The sequence below is a fragment of the Brenneria salicis ATCC 15712 = DSM 30166 genome (genome assembly GCF_003315515.1).
Lineage (GTDB): Bacteria > Pseudomonadota > Gammaproteobacteria > Enterobacterales > Enterobacteriaceae > Brenneria > Brenneria salicis.
Genome location: NZ_QNRY01000028.1, coordinates 1 through 19,055 on the forward strand (window position 1 = coordinate 1; position 19,055 = coordinate 19,055).

The following is a 19,055-nucleotide window of genomic DNA, read 5'->3' on the forward strand; positions in this document are numbered from 1 at the left end:
AAAAATGTCAGACAATTTATTAAAACCGCATCACCTTTCCCAGGCAACAAACCTGGACTAACAAAAGTGGAGCGGTAATAGGCGCAGTTATTTAGCTTTCGTTCTTTATCACCGCCTTCATAATAAGCTCTTACTGTTGTACCACGGCTATTAATAGTGCCAAAATAGAAACCTTCTCTGATTTCATCCCGTTCTGTTTCTTCCAGTAAATCATTGATTATTATGCTGTGCCATGGTGAATTATTTGTAATTTTTGAGCGGGATAGCCATTCGCCGATTATATAATCGGTAGTATTGCTTCTGTCATTTTCTGTCGCCAGTTTCCTGACTTCCTTAATCCAGTTATTAAATATGACTTCATCAATATTATTATCTGGTTTCAGACCGGGGATCCCTTTTCCTTGATTCAGAACTCTGCCTGCTTGTTGTGCCGCAGCCATTAAGGATTCATCTTGTTTATACTCTTTCTCGGATTCTGGTTTATAAGCAAGACATATTAATTGTATAAAGAGTGGTGGATTGGAAAGTAACTCTGAGTAAAGGTTTTTCACTCCTTCTCCAGAATTTCTGAACGCTGAAAAAAAGAAGAACTCTAGTAAGGCCAAATCTAAACGCGAGACCTGACCTGATGATTCAAGGTATCCTATAGCCTTGGACAAATGCCAGCCATTTGGTATTGGTACATCTTTTTCGGTACTAGTTCTGAATCCATTTAACAGTTTCAAGATGTTTTGCCAGGAAATTTTTTCCATACGATGTTTTACGAGATTAAATGCCGATATATACCTTTCAGAAAGCATCATTTTTCCGATGAAGTAGTCAATTTCATCAGCATCATCACTCCAGATATGTGGATAGTTTATCCTTTTCCAGTACAGGGTTTGAGCGCTTTCGGGGTAACTTGCAAGGTTGTACCATGTGGCCATATTGGGTGGGAGTATTGAGTGGAATGCGGCAATTTTCTCATCACTATCCATCTCATTTTTGAACTCTTGAGAATTTAACAGAATAAGTTGTTTTTCTTCAGGGAGCCAGGCATAAAATGAACTTATCAATGGATCGTGAAATGGGAAACCATTGTCTTTGAATTTATCAATAATCCATGAGAATGAATCCATTAAATTTAAGTTGCAGGTAGCTAAGGATTCACCTATTACAGATGGTGATTGTGCTACTGAAATTAAAGATGAGATTCCATCCCATCCTTGCCTGGAATATATCTCTTCTATTGCGTTGGTTCGCATTTTAATTATTTCTTTGCTATGTTCCTTATAGTTTTTCTCACTCCCTTCAGCCAACACGGGATATTGAGAAGTGAACAGTCGACGTTTATCAAGAATAATATTCTGGATAGTAAACGAACTGACAAATGTCATGAGGTTTTCTGCAACCGCTCTGCTTTTTTTATCTCCATCTGTGTTATACGAATTATGCCAGTTCAGATAGTGATACAGTGCTTCCCTCACAATTTCCTTATCTCCATCAGAAAAAGAAATTGTGCTTTTAATTAATGCAATAAGTCTTTCCTGGTAGGCACCTTCAAAATGATCTATTCGCCTGATAAGAGCTGCTATTCTTTCAGCATTATTTTCTGCCAGATTCAATATTCGCTCACCCAGTGCAGAATAATATGCACTAAGAAAAATCCCCCTCATTTGTGCACTGCCAGCATCATCATCCCGCCATTTTGGTCTGGCATTTTCCATATACATACCACCCATAGGATCGGTTTGTTCATAGAGAAAACGCCAGACAATGCTCTCGTGTTTTTTGATAAGCATATCAAGTACGATAAGTCTCTGTTCATCAGTAGCCATTGTTTGAGGCCAGTAGGGCCTGAGCAACGATTTCAGGGTATTTCCCGGCGTATTGGCCCAGTTTCCCTGAATTCTTAATGATGATAGCGTTGCCAGAATAAGGCTGACTCTGAGTAATCGCCTTGGATTCCATGCCAGGATTTCCAGCGCATGTAATAAGTCAGCATGCCAACAACGCATACCAAAGCCTGTGCTTTCAGTCGTTTCCGTTAGTAGGCGAGTAACGGCAACCTCTGTTGACTGCAAGCTTGTTTCTATGGATTTTAAGAACACCTCTGGTGATGCTTCAGCTAACGAACATAATACGTCTGTTAATGACAGCCACCTCTCACCATCGGCATCCATCAACAGATCTCTAACCAGATTGTCGATGGCAGCAATGATGAAGTCTGAATTAATCCCTTCACTGCTTTCAGCGTAGATTCTGAGCTTCACCAGTGAGTCAGCGATTGATTTCAGAATAAAATCTGATTCTGAACGAACTTTTCCATAGATAGATGCCATCCAGCGATCTTCGTTTTTAAGCTCCAGGGCCGGATTAGGTTTAAGCAGCGTTTGTTTTACAACCAAGAAGAAACGTTCGAGCTGACTTTCTATTAGTCGGGGGGCAAGCTGATACAGTAGCTCAATGGGCGATTTTGCTTTCCATACATCACCAATCTGTAAAGCCGGAGAGTCATCCCGAAGAGATATTTCACGTAGTTCCTGTTCCAGTTCTTCGTAATCTTTTTGCGCAATAGTTTCAACGCAATATTTATCGCCTTCCTTTTTGCCATTCCAGCACCCCACCAGAGTCAACGTGATTAACGCTTTTGCTGGCGATGTGGTCAGCCATACGGGAGATGAAATTGTCGGGTTTCTGGCCCTAAGGCGACGATAAACTGACCAGGATCGCCCGGTTGTTCGTGATAACCGCCTTGCATCGGATTCTTCTTCTCCTAAAGCAATGAGCTTCTCTTCAAAATCGCTTCGGGTAAGACGCTCCAGCGTAATGGTATCGCTTCGCTTATTGCCTGTCGTATTGTGATCGCCCAGGGAAAATGGAATAAAAACAGTTCGTTCAGGCTGGCATCGACTTTGTCTGGAAATATCACTGTTCATCGCCAGACAAAGCTGAATTGAGGGATTTTTATCAATAAAGCGCCATCCATCATCAGTAGTTATACAGGCTGCTATATTTTCATGCCCCATTTCTATTAAGCTGGCACAGGCAAAAGCGATAGCTTCTTCCTGACTGTCTGCCCGGATAATAATTTGTTCTTTTTCCTCTGACAGAAAGCCGTTCAGCGTATTTTTTTCTTCTTTTCTACCCGCCAGTAAGATTTCTTTTGTTAACGGAAATTGTGACTGATTGCGCCATCGTTCCCAGAAATGGGAAATAGATTCAATGCCTGCGCCAGTATGGCCCGTTAGTTCACCGAACCAGAGAGCTACAGCCGGCGCGTTTTCCAGCCACGTCTCCAGATCGTCAGCATCAAATGCATAAACGTCGGACCAGATATTTTCAGCCCGGGCTTCTTTGAGCCAGTTATCTTTTTTTGGCCACCGACGTGGTGATACGAAAACGAAGCGGCTTTGAGCCGCTTCCTGTGGTGAAATTTGTTGATTTCGTTTCCGAAAATCTGAGCGGGCTTTAGTAATGATGTCGGAGGAACAGCCCATTTCCCAGAAAGAGGAACCATCAGGAACCCAGATGTTGCCTTTGTCAGCCTGGACAATACCATCCCAGCCACTGCCTGAAACAGAATCACCGCCGGGCATGCTCAATGCTGTTATTGTTGTGGTCATGCTGATTAATCGCCGGATCAAAATGGGCAATATTCCCTGAGCGTCTCTTGTGTCCGCCCACTGTTCGATTTGAGTCGCGGTGATCCTCATATTGAGATCCTCAAGATGTGTTTTCTGGATTATATTTTAGGTTACTGAATGAATAAAATGGGGGCTATTGGTAAGTAGCGTTTATTTTCTGTATTCTACTATTTGCTATATGATTAGTTTAATTTTCAAAATCATTATATAGATTAATTTATTTTTTCCATTGAACCATTTCACCATTATGTAATTTTAAAATTATTTCAGCAAAATTATCATCAACCGTATAAAAATAACACTCCGGCACATTAAGCACTTTAGCAAACGCGCACATCATCTCAAATGTTGGGCGATGTATACCGCTTTCATATTGGGATATGCGTGATCGTGCAGTGGCTTCTTCAATGCCAGCCAGTACGCCTAGCTTTTCTTGAGTGAGATTGGCTTGTAAACGAGCCGTTTTAAGGCGAATGGGCAACATGATGGCACCATCAATAAGGATACTGATAGCATGTTTAGCACTACTTTACATGTAGGTTGCTTAGACTTCCTGAACAATAGAGGCGGGGATTTATTTGCATTCGTTAAGAATGACTCTGATGTTTAAGGTAAAGCTCCAGAACCATCTGAGCAAAATTATCGTTAACGGTGTAAAAGTAGCATTCCGGCACATTAAGTACCTTTGCAAATGCGCACATCATTTCAAATGTTGGACGATGTATCCCACCTTCATACTGAGACACGCGGGAACGAGCGGTTTCTTCTTCAATGCCAGCAAGAACTCCCAATTTTTCCTGAGTTAGATTAGCCCGTAGTCGGGCGGTTTTGAGACGAGTAGGCAGCATCCATTACACCATCAATGATCATACATTGACTTAGTGTTTAGCATTACTTAACATTGTGGTTGTTTAGACTATCTGAACAAATGATGTTTAATGTGAGGCCACAAAATAAGGATCATGGAGATGATTGATAAGGATTGGCACCCGGCAGATATCATCGCCGGGTTAAGAAAGAAGGGAACAACATTGGCGGCCGTTTCCCGAGAAGCGGGGTTAGCGTCTTCCACGCTGGCAAACGCGTTAACAAAACACTGGCCGAAAGGGGAAAAGCTGATTGCGGAAGCGCTGGGGGTTTCACCTGCGGAAATCTGGCCTTCCCGTTACCGCAAATCAGAAGATCGTTAAAGTAAAACAGGATCTCCCGAACCGTTATCGAACTAGATCGGTAACGGTTCGGGAGAAGGCAAGCGAAGCGCGACAGTTTACTTTTGTTGTTCGCCCCATGCTCTCACCCCGTGCCTTCGCCCCATGGTATGGGGCAAGTATATGTGGCGAGCGCATGAGGCGAATGCGCTGGCAGCAATGCATCCCTGTGCCGGAAAATACATTTCCCGGCACAAAACGGCGTGCGCCAGTTCATGCGGGCTGGACGCCCTTATTGTCTGTCGCATGGGGGTAATGTCGCGGCTGGACGCCACGCCAAAACCCCCAAGGTCAACGGCGGCACACCGTCGCACGCTACGCGCGACCAACCCCTTTAAGACGCGCGTTTTAGCCTGTTATTTCTCTTTCTCGCAAGCTCGGTGCGAAATAACGGGAAACGCTGCTTTAAATGGGTTGGTCGCGCCTCGCTACCGGCTTTTGGCCGGAGACTTAGCTGCGACGGTGTGCGGGGCAAGCCCCCCAAATAAACCGACGCGTGGGCGCGTCTTTTTGCTCGCTGGGGCGGCAAAATTTATTCGGCTCCCCCGGCCTGCTCGGTTTCCCTTGGGGGAAACGCTCGCGGGTGGGTTCGGGCGACGCAAATTAGCCATTTCTAGGAAATGGAATTTACTCGCCTCACGCCACTTTTTAATTTTTGCTGTTCGCATCCATTAAAAAGCCATACAAGCGTGGCCTGTCATATCACTTGTCCCTGTAAACACGGGTAATTGCGATGGTGAAAAATCCGCTGTTTTATCAGGGATGTTCGGTGCTCGCTCTGCTGCGCTCCGCCTCAGCCCTGATGCAACAGCGGCGTAGAGAAACAAGATAAGCCGCCTCTGTTCGATTAGAAGCGGCTTATTCCATCGGTGTATCAGTCTGGCTCAGGCAACCTTAATCGACTTCTCAAAGCGATAAGCCGGGATGAATTGATGCTGGCAGGCATCGAGATAATCTGACCACCATTGCATCATCTGAGTCCGTTCGTCGAGGTGTTCCGCTTTGTGAATATAGGCAGCACGAACGTGGTTGCGCTCTTGATGGCTCATCTGCCGCTCCACGGCATCTTTTGACCAGCGACCTGATTCAATCAACGCACTACACGCTATCGTGCGGAAGCCATGTCCGCAGATATCCACCTGTGTGTCATAACCCATCGTGCGCAGCGCCTTGTTGATAGTATTCTCACTCATTGGCTTACGGGCATCGTGATCGCCGGGAAAGAGTAATTCCCCATTGCCGGACAACAGTTTTAGCTGTTTCAGCGCTGTCACCGTCTGTTTTGACAGCGGCACCAGATGCGGTGTTTTCATTTTTGCGCCGCGCTCTGAGTGACGCACGCCAGCGATAGGCTCACGCTGTACGGGAAGTGTCCACATGGCGTTATCCAAATCGATCTCCTTCCAACGGGCAAAACGTAATTCGCTGGAGCGGATAAAGATCAGCAAATTAAGCTGTACCGCCAATCTTGTCAGCAGTCTGCCGGAATAGCCTTCGATTCGTTCCAGCAGTTCCGGCAACTTTTCCAGCGGCAGGGCAGGGTAATGGTTTTTCGGCGGCGGGGTGATAGCGCCGCAGAGGTCATTGGCCGGATTGCTGGCAATCAGTCCTTCCTGTACGGCGTAACGCATGATGACTGTCGTGCGTTGCTGTATCCGTGCAGCCGTTTCCAGACAACCCTTTTTCTCCGCTACCCGCAGCGGGATCAGCAGGTTGGCGGTTTTCAGGTCGGTGACAAGGACATTGCCGATGAGTGGGAAAACGTGCAGTTCCAGTGAGCGCAGGACTTTGGCGGCGTGTGCCTCACTCCAGCGAATGTTAGCGCCCACCCACTGACGGGCGACGGCTTCAAAGGTATTGCCGTTTTTCTTCGCCTGTTTGTCGTGCTGTTTTTTTACGCTGGGATCGTCCCCTGCGCTGAGAATAGTGCGGGCTTTTTCACGCAGTTTACGGGCACTGGCAAGCGAGACAGTCGGGTAAGCGCCAAACGCTAGCTTCTTCTCCTTGCCGCCGAAGCGGTACTTGAGATGCCAGAGCTTGGAACCGTTAGGTTTAATCAGCAGGTACAGACCCTGCGCGTCGCTGAGTTTGTAAGGTTTATCGAGCGGCCTGGCGTTGCGGATGGCGGTATCGGTGAGGGGCATAGCGGGGGCTCCAGAGTTTATCGAACCAACATGCCCCCAATTAAGCCCCCAAAAACTCTGGATGTCAAAAAACCTGAAGGAACTTTTCAGCACCATCAGGTTTCTTTAACTTACTGATTTTTTAACGTTTCAGGACTTATAGGAACGCCATGAAACTAAATAGTGGTGCCCGGACTCGGGTACATTCAGTTCTCTATTAAGTTGAATTCCATCATAAATTTTATCGCCGCCCGTTGTCAAGACCCGCAGACTGACCCGTGTTTTTGTTTGTAGATCAAAAGAGTGGGTCGGCGGCACGGTAATAAGTCCGGTTCGTTCCTTTGGTTCGATTCCCCATGCTTTTAGTAAATCGTAATGACATCAGCGCTGCGTGTGCTGGATAATTGATATCCAGAGGACAGCCCGGAGGATTTCATTATGCAAGTGACGAACAACGTTTCTGACAAGTGTGAGACGTTGAATTTACGCATCAAACCTGCCGAGCGCGATCTTATCGATCGCGCGGCGAAGGTTAAAGGTAAAAACCGTACTGACTTTGTGTTGGAAGCCGCGCACGCTGCGGCAGAGGAAGCGTTGATCGAGCAGCGCATCATTATGGCGGACCCGGACGCCTATCAGGAATTTCTGGCTCGTCTGGATCAAGCTCCTGCACCCAATGCCGCGCTGCGTAAAACCATGCAAACGCCTGCGCCGTGGGAACAGAAAAATTGATCTTAGCCCCTGGGCCTCTTCAGGCCGGACACGTCTTATTCTCATTTTGTTGCGGCGTGAATACTATGGACAACTGGCTAAAACAGCGGGCGATGAAAAATCAGCTAACCGGCGCATCCCGAACGTTTGTCTGCTGCGACGACTCGAAGGTGATGGCGTATTACTCATTGGCTTCCAGTGCAGTGATGACAATTGCCGTGCCTGGACGCTTTCGCCACAATATGCCTGATCCGATCCCGGTAATAGCGCTGGGCCGTTAGGCGGTAGATACATCATTGCACGGCCAAGGCTTCGGGCAGGCACTGATGCGAGATGCCGGGTTAAGGGTGATTCAGGTGGCGGAAACTATCGGTATTCGCGGGATGTTGGTTCATGCGCTATTTGATGAGGCGCGGGAATTTTACCTGCGGGTAGGGTTTGAACCCTCGCCGATTGATTCAATGATGCTGATGGCGACGTTGGGGGATTTGGTGGGGAGCGTTTGATTTCCCTCACATAAAGCGATTTGTACCTCGTTATAGCGGGTCTTTTACATCGGTATCACCTCCATCAACGGAATGGTTTATCATGCCGGATTTCCAGTTTTTGGTGAAGCAGAATATTGAGGTAGGGTCAAAAGAGTGTAAATCAGGTGATTGAGCTTCGAGGTTATAATGGATGAGCTACAGGCCACGTTTTTAGATATAATTTATCGACAATATTGAATGAAGAAGGCTATAACAGTAACTGGATAGAGCAGCAACTGGTACACATTGATAAAAACGGCATAAGAGGAACTTATAACAATGCTCAGTAACTCTTAAAACGAAAAAATGCTTGAATGGTTCGCTGATTACTTAATTTAAGGAGTTTACATGTCTTATTTTACTAACACAGCAGTAAACATTGAAGGTAACAGAAAGTTGAGGACTCCCCAAATTGAGGCTTATATTAAAATTAGGGAATTTTTCAATAATCCTGATAACCGTGAAGCGCTTGTTGTACTTCCAACAGGTACAGGGAAAAGTGGTTTAATCTCCATTGCTCCATATGGGGTATCTCAAAAAAGAGTTTTAATTATTACTCCAGGACTTGTAACGAAAGATAGTATAAGAAAAACGCAGGAGGTCCTAGAGGATAATTTCTGGGTTAATTATGACATTGTTTTTAGCAGTAAGGATATCCCTGTTGTCAGCGAATATACTCCAGACATCTCACTCGATCATTTAGAAAAAAGCCATATTATATTTTCCAATATACAAAGAATATCTGGAGGTCGTAAAAATTCATTAATTAATAGAGTTCCAGATGACTTCTTCGATTTTATTATTGTTGATGAGGCTCATCATGCCCCGGCACAAAGTTGGCGTGATGCGTTGAAATATTTTTCTAATGCAAAAGTCTTACATGTTACTGGGACACCATATCGGGGGGATGCTCAAGAGGTTCCTGGAGAAAAAATTCATGAAACACCCTTATCAGAAGTGATGCGGGCAAAATACGTAAAGTGGCTAAGAAAAGAGACTGTAAATGCTCATGAATTATATTTCACTACTCCAGACATACCTAATAAAAAATTAACTAAGGATGACATCTTAGAATTTAAAGATAAAGAATGGATAGAAAAAAGCGTTGCGTTATCACCAGAGTGTTCAAATGATGTGATTGAGCACAGTATTTTAAAATTAAAAATACTTAAAGATGCATCACCAAATGTACCCCATAAAATACTTGCTGTAGGTTGCAGTATTGCGCACGCTGAAGACTTAGCAAAATGGTATGAGCAAAAAAATCTTCGCGTAATCATTATACATAGCGAAATGGATGATGATCTTAAAGCAGATGCTTTTCTTAATATTGAAAATAATAATGCGGATGTGATTATTTCGGTCAATATGCTGATGGAAGGCTACGATCACAAATATTTAAGTATCTTAGCTATTTTCAGACCCTACAGGAGCCTTAATGCTTTTGCCCAAGTTGTCGGCAGGATATTACGTGCAATTCCAGAAGATGAAATCACTGCATTTGAAATTGACAACAATGGCGTAGTTATTTTTCATGAAGAGATCGGACTAAACACAATGTGGGAGAGTTTCCAAAGCGAGGTTGATCGAGCCCGTAGAACTAGTAATCGTGAATATACATTCACTGATGATGATTACAAAGAAAGAGAAAGCTTCTTGGCTGGTGTCGCTAGCGAGGGGGCATATGTAAGTGATCAGGATTCCTATCTTGATGACATTGATTTCAATTCTTTATTTGAAGAAAAACGCGCTGAAATTAATAAATCAGTTGATGATCAATTAGAAAAATTAAAAAAAGTGAGTTTTGATGCAGGATTAACATTGCCAGATGACACTCTAGAACTTTTCAAAAGAAATTTAGTTGAACAAGAATCACGAAAAGCAGCGGGAATAATAGACCAAGATTTATTAGAAAAAAGACCACATCTTGCTCGCAAAAAAATGAGAGAAATCTTAACGGCTAAGATAAAAGAAGAAGCATCTAACCTTCTGATTATTAATGGGCTTGAGGAGAAAGGACAAGAGTTACAATCTATTTTTTCACCTCACCTAAGGAATTTACAGACAACTGATGCAAATGATGCTATTATTGTAAAATTCATTTTAGGTAAATTATTTAGACAATTTGGTCCAGTAAAAGAGAGAGATAACCAAACGTTGCAGAATTCAATTAATGTATTGCCTGCAATTTTAGATGAAGTATCGAGGATGTTAAAATGATTAATGTAGCTCAAATTTTAAAAAATTTAGCTGCTTTTTGTTCAATAAAAGGTGTACAGCCTGATGAACTTGTAACAGCTATATTTGACAAAGAATATAATAGGATAGAAACATACAAGGTTAATTCGTTTGTTCATTTCATAATAAGCTATAGTGAAAATATTGATGATGAAAAAAATACCATCATCATGCGTTACATTTATGATGAGAATAAAACCTTGCTTAAAATTGAACAAAAGATAAACAATAGTAGTTATTCTGTCCAATGGGATAGAGATAACTCTTTAAAGAAATACTTAATAAATCAGCTCAATGCTCTGCCTGAGTTAAAAAGAGAGGAAGTATATCAAATGATTTTAGATATGCTCCCCAATAACGCAAGTCATGTTTTACCGCCAGAATTAAAACTGGTGAGTTGAGATAAACGATTAAATAAAGCGCCCCGTCTTGGCGCTTTATTTTTTTTGGATAGCACATCCCGTCAGAAGAACTGTATTATTACAACATATTCTACATTCCAACTCTATACGACCCGCGTAAGCGCCAACCTAGCCTCGCATTGGCAGTTATTAAGCAGAGATTTTGAGATTCCATGGCAGCAGGAGTTCTTTTATCTTATTGATCGGGTGATTCGCAATAGCCGCCAACATTTGACGTAGATATGCTTTCGGCTCCACTGGGGTTCAGTTTGCAACTGCCGAAGCGTGTACATTAATGCTGCCCGCTAACCGCAACTATCCAGGCCCATGAAAAGGTATTTTCCGGCCACCCCCCAGCGCATTGCCTGGTACAGGAGGTTGCGCATAGCGACTGACGTACCGGCAAGCGCGAAAGCGAGGTTTGAAAATTCTGGGACTAGGCTGCTCCGCTTCCGGTCACGTCTTCACGCGCCAGATACTGAAATTCACCGATGCGGGCATCAACCCTTTTACGTAATGCTCTCAAAAGCTCATGGTCCTGTTCATCCTTTCTGATGACGATAAATTCATTAACAGCATTGAGAAGGTTAAAAGCGCCGATCCTGATTTTGTCTTACGAAATAACCTGTATTTCGTTATAGATCTTGAGATAGCTAATATAATCATCTTCCTGCGCATTACAGCTGCGATCTCTGTATTTCTGTACAAGCATTTGCGAGTGAGAAAGAAACTCAATGTATTTAATTTTTTTTTCTTCAAAATATTTCAGTTGATGCATATGGACTTCTTTATCAAATTCATGCCTGTGAGTTTTTCTTAGTATCAGATACGTGGATGTAGCGGTAATAAGTGCACCGAGGCCAATTTTAACCGCTGAGTCGAAAACATCTATCCAGGTCATTTCAATCCTTTAATAAAAAAAAGCCAAACCACTGTTTTTAAGCAAACATTTTTATCTGCTGATTTTTAAGGAAGTGAATTTTTTCAGTTAACTTTATCTTTTCATCAGCTTTAGCAAAATCAGAGGCTGACATACACTGAACAAGTTCTTCGAGATGTTCAGGTAATTTAATGACTACAAACTTCTTCTCTTTGTTAACGAACACCACAGAGTTTTTTTTCCGCATAAGCAACTCGACCACATTACTAAGCGTCCCGGTGCTTTTCGCATCCCACACCATCAGACCAAAGTCTGCTTTTTCTGCCATCTGGATATCTTTAGCGGTGAAAAACGCGCGTGTACCACGCGCATGGTCTGTTTTGACCACGTTCACAGGCCATGCACCCAAGTTGTTACGCGGTTTAGGTGAGCTACTGAATACAGTGGTGGTATGACACCCCATCTGTAATAGTTCCTGCTGAACGGACGAATCAACGCCGTTGGCATCTCCGACAACCACGCTAAATTTCTGATCCACTATCTTTTTTAACCGCTCAACGATAAGAGGATCTAACTTCTTGATAGTTATTGAGCCTGCAACAAAAACAGTAGTCATGATGGTTTCCAAGTAAGCGCCGCGACATAGATGTTGTTAATCTTATTATAACCCCGAAGCGCTGCACATGCAGCTTCGGTAGTCGCACCGGTGTGGTAAAGGTCATCAATCACCAGAACATTCCAGTGTCCCTCATTTGTAATGGCAGGGGTAATCGAGAATGCGTTACCGATAACAGCGACCTTTTCCGCTTTAGTGTGCAAATTTTTAAGGGAAGGGCCACCAGGTGCTTTTTTCAGAATGCTGTCAAAGCATGGCTTGTTGACTAGCCCGGCTAATACCTGTGCAATCTCTGTTACAGGTTGTCGGTCTCTTTCAATCGATGCAGGCATAGGCACAATGAAGCCGACATTTTCGAAAAGAGGGAAAGCATGTTGCTGGAGACATTGGGCTAACGGCTGCACTTGGTTCCAGTCGTCACGATATTTAAGTTGAAACAATGCTTCCCCTACTTCGGTTCGCTCTGTATCAAATTGAGCACGACCAGACTCACTGTAACCAATGAACACACTCTTAATGATATGTTTATCCATTGCGTAACCCAGGCGCCAGTTTCCATGTAACTCCTTGATATGCACTTCCATTTGTTATCCTCAGCGTAAAATTGGAACCATTCAATATCAAATTACAACGATTAGGAACTACCCGAAAGGGGAACTTTATATTGCCAGCATCAGTGATATCCGCGTTTTACCGAATCACGACAAGGGCCGCCGTAGGTGTTCGGCAGAATTGGCGTTTTACCGAATTGTTGTGAAACGCGCAGTTTGGATAACGAAATCCTCAATATCATAGAACTTTCGTGCTGCGCGGATTGAGAACGGACTATCAATTTTCTTGATTGTTCTTATTTCCCAAGCTAACCAACCTTCTTCATAATATGATGCGCACGCCTGAATGATATCTTCTGGTTTAAATTTTCTGATTTCCCCTAAGGTTATGATGGCTACGGCAGCCCCAACTTCCTCTTGTCCTTCTTCTCTAAGGTAATTTTCATTTTCAACAAGCAGTATCTCTTCGCCTGCTCCAACTTCAGGATACCATCGCCTTATTTCTAGCGTTTTTAGGCCGTTTGCGATATTGGTACCGCCCGGTCGAACAACGGAAAGTGCTTTCATTAGAGACCCTTCCTGTTAGTGTAATCTCTTGATTCTACTACATGACTCGGCTTTATTGAAAAAATCAGATTATGCTTCAGAGTCTCTATGGATAAGTTAACTCCCAGGCAATATGCACACTTATCGGCATACCTGCCAACGTCATTTTGTTCAGAGCAAGGATCATGGCCATAGTCTCTGCAACCTGACCATACTAAACGCGCAACTTTAGAGAACCACCGAACAACAGTTTTACTCGGTATATCGCCGTTTCTGCTATTGACCGGCGGTTTTAATCCGATCCATTTCTACCGAGCATTTGTCCTCGATAGACGCTGATTCGCTACCGCACGGTTGTGTCAGTGACCGGCTCCAGCGCGGGGAGGGGCTGGAGGGCCTGATTTTCTTGCGACGGGGTTCATCGTTACAAAGCTGCGTATCGTAGGCGCCATCTGCGGCCGCTACTTGGATTTTCCTGTGCGTCTGTCGGATGGGCCCAGGAAACGCTTTTGCATCAATGACGTTGTTCAGCGACAAGTCGGCGCAGATAATTTTATGCGTTTTTTGCATCAACGGCCAGATGCAGTTTTTTCCAGAAACTACGGTACTCCTTGCCATGCTTTTGGTTTTCTACTTACCTTCGCCGAAAACATTCAGGCCAGTGGAATCAATCACCAGATGACCGATTTCTCCCCGAGTGGACGCTTTAAAACTATCATTAACGTATTTCGCGCGTTTGCTGACGCAGCTGTAATCCGGGCAGCGAAGCGGGACATCCATAAGAGAGAAAACTGAATCAATCAACCCCTGAGCAGCACGCAGAGTCAGACGGAATACGCGTTTAATCATCAGTACGGTGGAAATGGCGAGGTCCGAGTAACTTTACGGGCGGCTTCGTGATGACGGCGTGCCACTCTCGTACCAGGAGACTCATCAAGCCAGAAAGTGAGGGAACTGCGATTGGCGAAGGCCTTATTGTCGGTGTTCCAGTTGGTGACTCTGAACTTTTTCTTCGTCACGAAATATTCTTTTTTATCAATAAGATGTGTGATCTTATCCTGCAAGCTGGCAGAAGTTAGATTTATTCAACAAAGCTCATATAAGTGTCCCCACGTCGTGAATTATTTTATTTGAAATACAATTCGACATTAATGGTTTTAGCTTGTACTTTAATTATTAGGTGCATCGATAAGTGAAAAGAGTAAATTATTCTCTTTGAGGAGAACTTTATGAATGCCGAAATGCAGAAAACAAAAGAAAGAATAAGAAGGAAAATTGACCTGTATATATTATCGCTAGCTATATTATTTTTTTTTTATATTTATTACAGCGAAAGTTCCTGTTTGTATATCGTCTCAGTGCAAATTTATTGGATGGGAACTCTTAATAAAAACAAATGTGGTGCCTATTATCTGCCTTTTCCTATTGATTTACTGTGGGATTGCTTATCGAAGATTTAAATATGATACAAATAGAAGTGTTGAGCTTCCGTTAAAAATAAAAAAAATAGAAAAGATCAATTATGAACACTTAACTTTTTTAGCGACATATATAATACCTCTTATTACATTTGATTTTGAAAAAGAACGTTATGTGTTCGTGCTTGCAGCGCTATTAGTTATTATGGGCGTTATATACATTAAAACAGATTTATTTTACGCAAACCCATCACTAGCACTGTTAGGTTTTAATATTTACAAGTTAGATGCAAAATTTTCTGAAGGCAAAGAAAAATCTGGGATAATTTTAATTACAAGAAGTCAGTTAAAAGAAGAAGATATGGTTAGCTATATCCTGCTTGATGAAAGAGTTTATTATTCTGGTAATTAAGGATATCATATGTCAACACAATATTTAGATAAAAAAGGGTTAGATTCAAACCTTAGCTATTATATAAAAAATAAAGATAATATCGCTATAATTGTATATGCAATACTTAAGGATAGTTCTACTCCCTACCGAATGGATATTGAGGGGAGTGCTCAAGATGGTCTTAAACAACTATTTTTAGATAGTATTCAAGACAATATTATTGATAATCAAGATTTACATATATTGCCTCTTTCATCCGCAGATGAAAGAGGTAATGTCATTTATCATTATGACATTCAATGGCCAGCTGAACTAACTTCACTTCATCCTACTTTAGGTCAGCTAATTGAACCTGTTTTTGATTTTAATAAACAATTAATTGATAACATCAGAGTTTTGTTGATCTGCATAGGAAATGCAGATCAACAAATCGTCCTTTATAAGACCATGGCACCGGTCAACATTTTTTCACGCACAGGTTTCTTTTTAATGAAATCCGAAACCAGACTTGAAGAAATAAAAAACGATTTTTTCCGAGTAAGTGGAAACTTTCAAATTATGAAGATTGAAGGAGAGTTATATGTTATTGATCTGAAATCAGTTGAAAAAATGTTTGGCTTTCATGAGGTTATAAAAAGGGAGGCCAAAATAGGTATGAAGGCTATAGAGCAAATGGATATCTTGGTTGACATAGATGTCATAAAGGAATTATTAGAAGATGTAAAATATGCAAGAAAGCTAACAAAAATTGCTAAGGCATCACCGGTGATTGAAGCAAAAATTGAGAATAATAAAATAATAGAGTTTTGTAAGATCTATCCATATTTAAAAAATAGAATCCGATTCAGTGCTGATGGCACAAAGATATCTTTAGATACAAAAGTATCAAAAGATTTGTTCATAAAGATTTTAATGGATGATTTTTTAACATCACAATTGACTCAATTTTATTATGAAAGTTTAGCCAAAGATACGGTTAAGGTTGTAACAGATGCTCCTAAGGGGAATTGATTTTTGTTGTGGTGATTAATATCACCACAATGTTTTTTGCATATTCTAGTATCATTTTCTTTCTATCAACTATGCCAAGTAAATTGGATGTATGTAGGTAATTTTGAATAAAGTCCTTTTCAACTTGCACCAACCTTCTTTGTCACTTGTCCGAAAATTGTTGACCACCAGAGGAAGAGTTAGTGGCCGAACTAGGAAGTGCTTTTCTGAGGGCTGATCTGGGGATTGTCACAGGGGTTCAGCATGGAAGCTATATTGCTTCCTGAGTGAAAGCACTGAAAAATGATAAACGCCATATTTTCAAGGCTGTTAGTGCAGAATCAAAAGTCCATTGCTATCTAAGGGATAAAATCTGAAGCAGAGTACGCATATAAGCTTGCTAGATCTCGCTGCATATGCATACCAGCATGGTATTTCATGATGTTTAAGTATAGAGTAGTAAAAAGTATTTTAAATAATAAACAACTTAAATCCTTTGAGGAGATTTCTATGGCAAAACCAATAGTGTTTGGCTCATATCATTTTAAGACCAAGGCAAGTGCTACAGAGGAGGCTCGTAGAAGGATCAACGTATATGAAGCAGGTGAGCGTCTTAAGCTGGATGATGAGCATTTTTTTAATTTGTTATTTACCCTACATCCACAGTATTTAGAAAAGAAAGGGGTGGGAATCGATCATATTAAAGTGGAAAGGGATTTTCATAACCATCGCTGTCTGTATATTCATAGGATCGACAATACAACAACTGATTGCAGCTGGGTTCAATGTATAAGGCCAGCCTCTCAGAAAACAATTGTATCAATGGCATTTCGTCGAGCTGTAAAAGAAACCGTCATGGCTTATAAGCGTGAAAAATTGAACGTAGAGCAAGTATGTCCTGTCTTTGGAATAAGATTAACTTACGAAAATAGTCATGTATCGTACCTTTCTCCGTCGTTTGAAAAACTATTAAATGACTTTTTATATGCTTGTAGTCTAGATATTGATGGGATTTCGTTAAATAATCCTAAACCGGAAGATGCTGATCAGCGAGGGCTAATTTCAAACCCTATTCTATTAAAAGAATGGCGCGACTATCATCAACGCAATGTAACTTTAGAATTAATTAGTGCAGAGGCAAACCTACGCAAGTTAAAAAATAATGATTAAGCTAAGAAATATTATCATTTGCTTAAATAATGTTTTGGCTATAAATAAAGTGTGTGTTAATAATTGTCGTGATTACAGCAATTCTTACTGTATTTGTCAATATAAATACAGTGATTTGCGATAACCAAATTAAATATTATTGCTGACCGCGATGAGCAATAATATTTTTTGATAAAAGGCTATAGGGGAATGGTGTAGGTCATTGTAAACCGCAAAGGAATGCAGTCTTTTAGGCAGGAAATTTTTTTAGACTTAACCGGTAACGGTGTAGAAAAATAAAAAGCGTCACGCTGAACGCTGTGGATGATGCTCACCGATGTATGCAAAATAAAAAAGGAAAACTAACGCTCGTTCTGGTGGTTGCGCCGCCAGAACGGTAACCGGATGGCGAACTCACCTTGCCCTTCGATATTGACCTGACGATGCTGAATCCCGTGGCTCACAATATTGATTTGGCAATATAGGGAACCGTTATGGGACCATTGAGGCATGCTCTGCAATGATACAGCCTCACTCATGTTTCTCTGTTGTGCACAATTAGCTAGTTGGTTTTGCAGGCTAATGTCGCTGGCCGAGCTTTTGTGGCCCGGCCATTTTTCAATACCCAGGCAGGCCAATGCAAAACGGATTTATCGAGCGGTTCAACAAAACGCTGCGGACAGAAATACTGTATATGTACTTGTTCCGGACACTATCTGAAGTCCGAGAACTAACAGAAAATTGGCGTTCAGAATATAACGAGGAACGCCCGCATAGTTCACTTGGCGATATGCCACCTGTTATCTATGCGAGGCAAAAACTGGCCGGAGACCCTCATTGGCGGTGGTACTAAAAACCGGAGGGACTACACTTCCTGGCTGAAAGCATTGAAAAACGACAAACGCTATATTTTCAAAGCCGCCAGCGCGGTATCGAAAGCGGATCGTTATTTGATGGAGAAGGTTTGAACGAAAATAGAGGAAGCCGCAAAGGAATGCGGCTTTAATCATACATTCACATTCCGGATTATAGGTGCTTATTGTATTTTCTGGTGATGGGAGATATACCGCCCTTTTAGTGAAAGCCTTTTAAGGGCGTTTAAACACCCCAGAACATGAGATTGATAGCATTTTTGATTTCATCGGCACAATGGCTTACTTCCGCGATAATTTCACCGATGACCTCAACGGAAACGCTTGATAGTTCAGTTGTCATCAGCCGGTGATTTTCGCCGTCGATGCGGATCAGGGGGAACAAGGTTTTATTCACTTTTTCAGACAGGTGATGCGATGCTATCAGCGGGATGACCATTCGCCGCCCTGGCGTATCGACAATATCACTTTGCACATCGACAAACATTTTGTAATGGCTTGCCCGCTTATACTGATAAACAGTGAATTGCATGATCACCAGTTCCTGTTTTCATCGGCGAAAGAGCCATTCTGTGCGATAAATCTGGCGACTTCCTCCATCCCTTCGTGGTTCTCTTTCTTCCATTCCTCAGCCTTTATGCGACGGGCTTCCTTGCCGATGACTTCATTCACCAGACCAGAAATATTGACGCCGGCAGCATTCAGAACCTGATAATTGTCTTTGTCCACGGTAACGCTGACTCTGTGTTTCATGGTCGTGCTCCTCTTTTGCGCATACTGTGAGTATATACCTTAAGTAATTACT

The 19,055-nt window shown here is 42.3% G+C and carries 18 protein-coding genes and 6 pseudogenes; 12 read left to right on the forward strand and 12 right to left on the reverse strand.

What is annotated here, in order from left to right:
- The 3 genes from DES54_RS12165 to DES54_RS12175 form a co-directional block, all read right to left on the reverse strand.
- A partial coding sequence (locus DES54_RS12165) for a hypothetical protein (RefSeq protein ID WP_244910740.1) occupies nt 1–3,695 on the reverse strand: 3,695 nt, incomplete at its 3' end.
- Nucleotides 3,696–3,843: 148 nt separating this feature from the next.
- On the reverse strand, nt 3,844–4,110 hold the full coding sequence (locus DES54_RS12170; protein ID WP_113867747.1) for a helix-turn-helix domain-containing protein: 267 nt from the start codon (nt 4,108–4,110) through the stop codon (nt 3,844–3,846).
- 103 nt (nt 4,111–4,213) lie between these two features.
- On the reverse strand, nt 4,214–4,474 hold the full coding sequence (locus DES54_RS12175; protein ID WP_113867749.1) for a helix-turn-helix domain-containing protein: 261 nt from the start codon (nt 4,472–4,474) through the stop codon (nt 4,214–4,216).
- Between the two features lie 120 nt (nt 4,475–4,594).
- On the opposite strand from DES54_RS12175, the gene DES54_RS12180 reads away from it, so the two are divergent.
- A complete protein-coding gene (locus DES54_RS12180; protein ID WP_010301503.1) occupies nt 4,595–4,816 on the forward strand; it encodes a helix-turn-helix domain-containing protein in 222 nt (73 codons plus the stop codon).
- A 902-nt stretch (nt 4,817–5,718) separates the two neighbouring features.
- Here DES54_RS12180 and DES54_RS12195 read toward each other — a convergent pair.
- A complete protein-coding gene (locus DES54_RS12195) occupies nt 5,719–6,978 on the reverse strand; it encodes a tyrosine-type recombinase/integrase (RefSeq protein WP_113867753.1) in 1,260 nt (419 codons plus the stop codon).
- A gap of 417 nt (nt 6,979–7,395) precedes the next feature.
- Here DES54_RS12195 and DES54_RS12200 point away from each other — a divergent pair, with 417 nt between their 5' ends.
- The 5 genes and pseudogenes from DES54_RS12200 (at nt 7,396) to DES54_RS12220 (ending at nt 10,834) form a co-directional block, all read left to right on the forward strand.
- On the forward strand, nt 7,396–7,689 hold the full coding sequence (locus DES54_RS12200) for a type II toxin-antitoxin system TacA family antitoxin (RefSeq protein ID WP_113867755.1): 294 nt from the start codon (nt 7,396–7,398) through the stop codon (nt 7,687–7,689).
- Nucleotides 7,686–8,174, forward strand: a pseudogene (locus tag DES54_RS12205) (GNAT family N-acetyltransferase). The gene DES54_RS12200 and the pseudogene DES54_RS12205 overlap by 4 nt, the downstream one beginning before the upstream one ends.
- A gap of 128 nt (nt 8,175–8,302) precedes the next feature.
- Nucleotides 8,303–8,485: pseudogene (locus DES54_RS18945) on the forward strand (integrase); the annotation flags it as partial.
- A gap of 58 nt (nt 8,486–8,543) precedes the next feature.
- A complete protein-coding gene (locus DES54_RS12215; RefSeq protein WP_113867757.1) occupies nt 8,544–10,415 on the forward strand; it encodes a DEAD/DEAH box helicase in 1,872 nt (623 codons plus the stop codon).
- Complete coding sequence (locus DES54_RS12220) at nt 10,412–10,834, forward strand: hypothetical protein (RefSeq protein ID WP_113867759.1); 423 nt, start codon at nt 10,412–10,414, stop codon at nt 10,832–10,834. The genes DES54_RS12215 and DES54_RS12220 overlap by 4 nt, the downstream gene beginning before the upstream one ends.
- 613 nt (nt 10,835–11,447) lie before the next feature.
- Here the strand turns inward: DES54_RS12220 and DES54_RS18495 are convergent.
- From DES54_RS18495 to DES54_RS12245, 5 genes and pseudogenes are all read right to left on the reverse strand, one after another.
- Nucleotides 11,448–11,735, reverse strand: coding sequence for a hypothetical protein (locus tag DES54_RS18495; protein WP_147247299.1), 288 nt, complete (start codon nt 11,733–11,735; stop codon nt 11,448–11,450).
- Between the two features lie 37 nt (nt 11,736–11,772).
- The gene (locus tag DES54_RS12230; RefSeq protein ID WP_113867763.1) at nt 11,773–12,330 is read right to left on the reverse strand and encodes a hypothetical protein; all 558 of its coding nucleotides are present in this window, start codon (nt 12,328–12,330) and stop codon (nt 11,773–11,775) included.
- The gene (locus DES54_RS12235) at nt 12,327–12,914 is read right to left on the reverse strand and encodes a ComF family protein (RefSeq protein WP_113867765.1); all 588 of its coding nucleotides are present in this window, start codon (nt 12,912–12,914) and stop codon (nt 12,327–12,329) included. Before DES54_RS12235 ends, DES54_RS12230 begins: the two co-directional genes overlap by 4 nt.
- A 156-nt stretch (nt 12,915–13,070) precedes the next feature.
- Nucleotides 13,071–13,448: an ASCH domain-containing protein gene (locus DES54_RS12240; RefSeq protein WP_113867766.1), complete on the reverse strand. Its 378-nt coding sequence runs from the start codon at nt 13,446–13,448 to the stop codon at nt 13,071–13,073.
- An 85-nt stretch (nt 13,449–13,533) separates the two neighbouring features.
- Nucleotides 13,534–14,446, reverse strand: a pseudogene (locus DES54_RS12245) (IS5 family transposase).
- Nucleotides 14,447–14,774: 328 nt separating this feature from the next.
- On the opposite strand from DES54_RS12245, the gene kwaA reads away from it, so the two are divergent.
- The 4 genes and pseudogenes from kwaA (at nt 14,775) to DES54_RS12265 (ending at nt 17,399) form a co-directional block, all read left to right on the forward strand.
- Nucleotides 14,775–15,257, forward strand: a complete 483-nt coding sequence (gene kwaA / locus DES54_RS12250) for an anti-phage protein KwaA (RefSeq protein ID WP_280523370.1) — start codon at nt 14,775–14,777, stop codon at nt 15,255–15,257.
- 9 nt (nt 15,258–15,266) lie between these two features.
- The gene (gene kwaB, locus DES54_RS12255; protein ID WP_113867767.1) at nt 15,267–16,250 is read left to right on the forward strand and encodes an anti-phage protein KwaB; all 984 of its coding nucleotides are present in this window, start codon (nt 15,267–15,269) and stop codon (nt 16,248–16,250) included.
- A gap of 170 nt (nt 16,251–16,420) precedes the next feature.
- Nucleotides 16,421–16,606 (forward strand): annotated as a pseudogene (locus DES54_RS12260) (zincin-like metallopeptidase domain-containing protein); the annotation flags it as partial.
- A 133-nt stretch (nt 16,607–16,739) separates the two neighbouring features.
- On the forward strand, nt 16,740–17,399 hold the full coding sequence (locus tag DES54_RS12265; RefSeq protein ID WP_169050482.1) for a DCL family protein: 660 nt from the start codon (nt 16,740–16,742) through the stop codon (nt 17,397–17,399).
- A 341-nt stretch (nt 17,400–17,740) separates the two neighbouring features.
- On the opposite strand, the gene DES54_RS18590 is transcribed toward DES54_RS12265, so the two are convergent.
- Nucleotides 17,741–17,917, reverse strand: coding sequence for a hypothetical protein (locus tag DES54_RS18590; protein WP_169050481.1), 177 nt, complete (start codon nt 17,915–17,917; stop codon nt 17,741–17,743).
- A gap of 77 nt (nt 17,918–17,994) precedes the next feature.
- Here DES54_RS18590 and DES54_RS12270 point away from each other — a divergent pair.
- Both DES54_RS12270 and DES54_RS18955 read left to right on the forward strand, forming a co-directional pair.
- A pseudogene (locus DES54_RS12270) lies at nt 17,995–18,231 on the forward strand (integrase core domain-containing protein); the annotation flags it as partial.
- 16 nt (nt 18,232–18,247) lie between these two features.
- A pseudogene (locus DES54_RS18955) lies at nt 18,248–18,346 on the forward strand (hypothetical protein); the annotation flags it as partial.
- A gap of 130 nt (nt 18,347–18,476) precedes the next feature.
- Here DES54_RS18955 and ccdB read toward each other — a convergent pair.
- Together ccdB and ccdA are read right to left on the reverse strand one after the other, a co-directional pair.
- Nucleotides 18,477–18,782 carry a type II toxin-antitoxin system toxin CcdB gene (gene ccdB / locus DES54_RS12280; RefSeq protein ID WP_113867771.1) on the reverse strand — a complete coding sequence of 102 codons (306 nt, stop codon included), beginning with the start codon at nt 18,780–18,782 and terminating at the stop codon, nt 18,477–18,479.
- Between the two features lie 2 nt (nt 18,783–18,784).
- Nucleotides 18,785–19,003 (reverse strand): type II toxin-antitoxin system antitoxin CcdA, encoded by a 219-nt coding sequence (gene ccdA / locus DES54_RS12285; RefSeq protein WP_113867773.1) that lies wholly within the window; start codon nt 19,001–19,003, stop codon nt 18,785–18,787.
- Nucleotides 19,004–19,055 lie beyond the last annotated feature (52 nt).

What these genes read in the sequence shown, in the direction of transcription:
- DES54_RS12195 (WP_113867753.1), bottom strand. Translation starts at nt 6,978, where the DNA reads ATGCCCCTCACCGATACCGCCATCCGCAACGCCAGGCCGCTCGATAAA.
- DES54_RS12215 (WP_113867757.1), top strand. Translation starts at nt 8,544, where the DNA reads ATGTCTTATTTTACTAACACAGCAGTAAACATTGAAGGTAACAGAAAG.
- ccdB (WP_113867771.1), bottom strand. Translation starts at nt 18,782, where the DNA reads ATGCAATTCACTGTTTATCAGTATAAGCGGGCAAGCCATTACAAAATG.
- DES54_RS12170 (WP_113867747.1), bottom strand. Translation starts at nt 4,110, where the DNA reads ATGTTGCCCATTCGCCTTAAAACGGCTCGTTTACAAGCCAATCTCACT.
- kwaB (WP_113867767.1), top strand. Translation starts at nt 15,267, where the DNA reads ATGTCAACACAATATTTAGATAAAAAAGGGTTAGATTCAAACCTTAGC.
- ccdA (WP_113867773.1), bottom strand. Translation starts at nt 19,003, where the DNA reads ATGAAACACAGAGTCAGCGTTACCGTGGACAAAGACAATTATCAGGTT.
- DES54_RS12220 (WP_113867759.1), top strand. Translation starts at nt 10,412, where the DNA reads ATGATTAATGTAGCTCAAATTTTAAAAAATTTAGCTGCTTTTTGTTCA.
- DES54_RS12200 (WP_113867755.1), top strand. Translation starts at nt 7,396, where the DNA reads ATGCAAGTGACGAACAACGTTTCTGACAAGTGTGAGACGTTGAATTTA.
- DES54_RS18590 (WP_169050481.1), bottom strand. Translation starts at nt 17,917, where the DNA reads ATGAGTGAGGCTGTATCATTGCAGAGCATGCCTCAATGGTCCCATAAC.
- DES54_RS18495 (WP_147247299.1), bottom strand. Translation starts at nt 11,735, where the DNA reads ATGACCTGGATAGATGTTTTCGACTCAGCGGTTAAAATTGGCCTCGGT.
- DES54_RS12230 (WP_113867763.1), bottom strand. Translation starts at nt 12,330, where the DNA reads ATGACTACTGTTTTTGTTGCAGGCTCAATAACTATCAAGAAGTTAGAT.
- DES54_RS12175 (WP_113867749.1), bottom strand. Translation starts at nt 4,474, where the DNA reads ATGCTGCCTACTCGTCTCAAAACCGCCCGACTACGGGCTAATCTAACT.
- DES54_RS12240 (WP_113867766.1), bottom strand. Translation starts at nt 13,448, where the DNA reads ATGAAAGCACTTTCCGTTGTTCGACCGGGCGGTACCAATATCGCAAAC.
- DES54_RS12265 (WP_169050482.1), top strand. Translation starts at nt 16,740, where the DNA reads ATGGCAAAACCAATAGTGTTTGGCTCATATCATTTTAAGACCAAGGCA.
- DES54_RS12235 (WP_113867765.1), bottom strand. Translation starts at nt 12,914, where the DNA reads ATGGAAGTGCATATCAAGGAGTTACATGGAAACTGGCGCCTGGGTTAC.
- DES54_RS12180 (WP_010301503.1), top strand. Translation starts at nt 4,595, where the DNA reads ATGATTGATAAGGATTGGCACCCGGCAGATATCATCGCCGGGTTAAGA.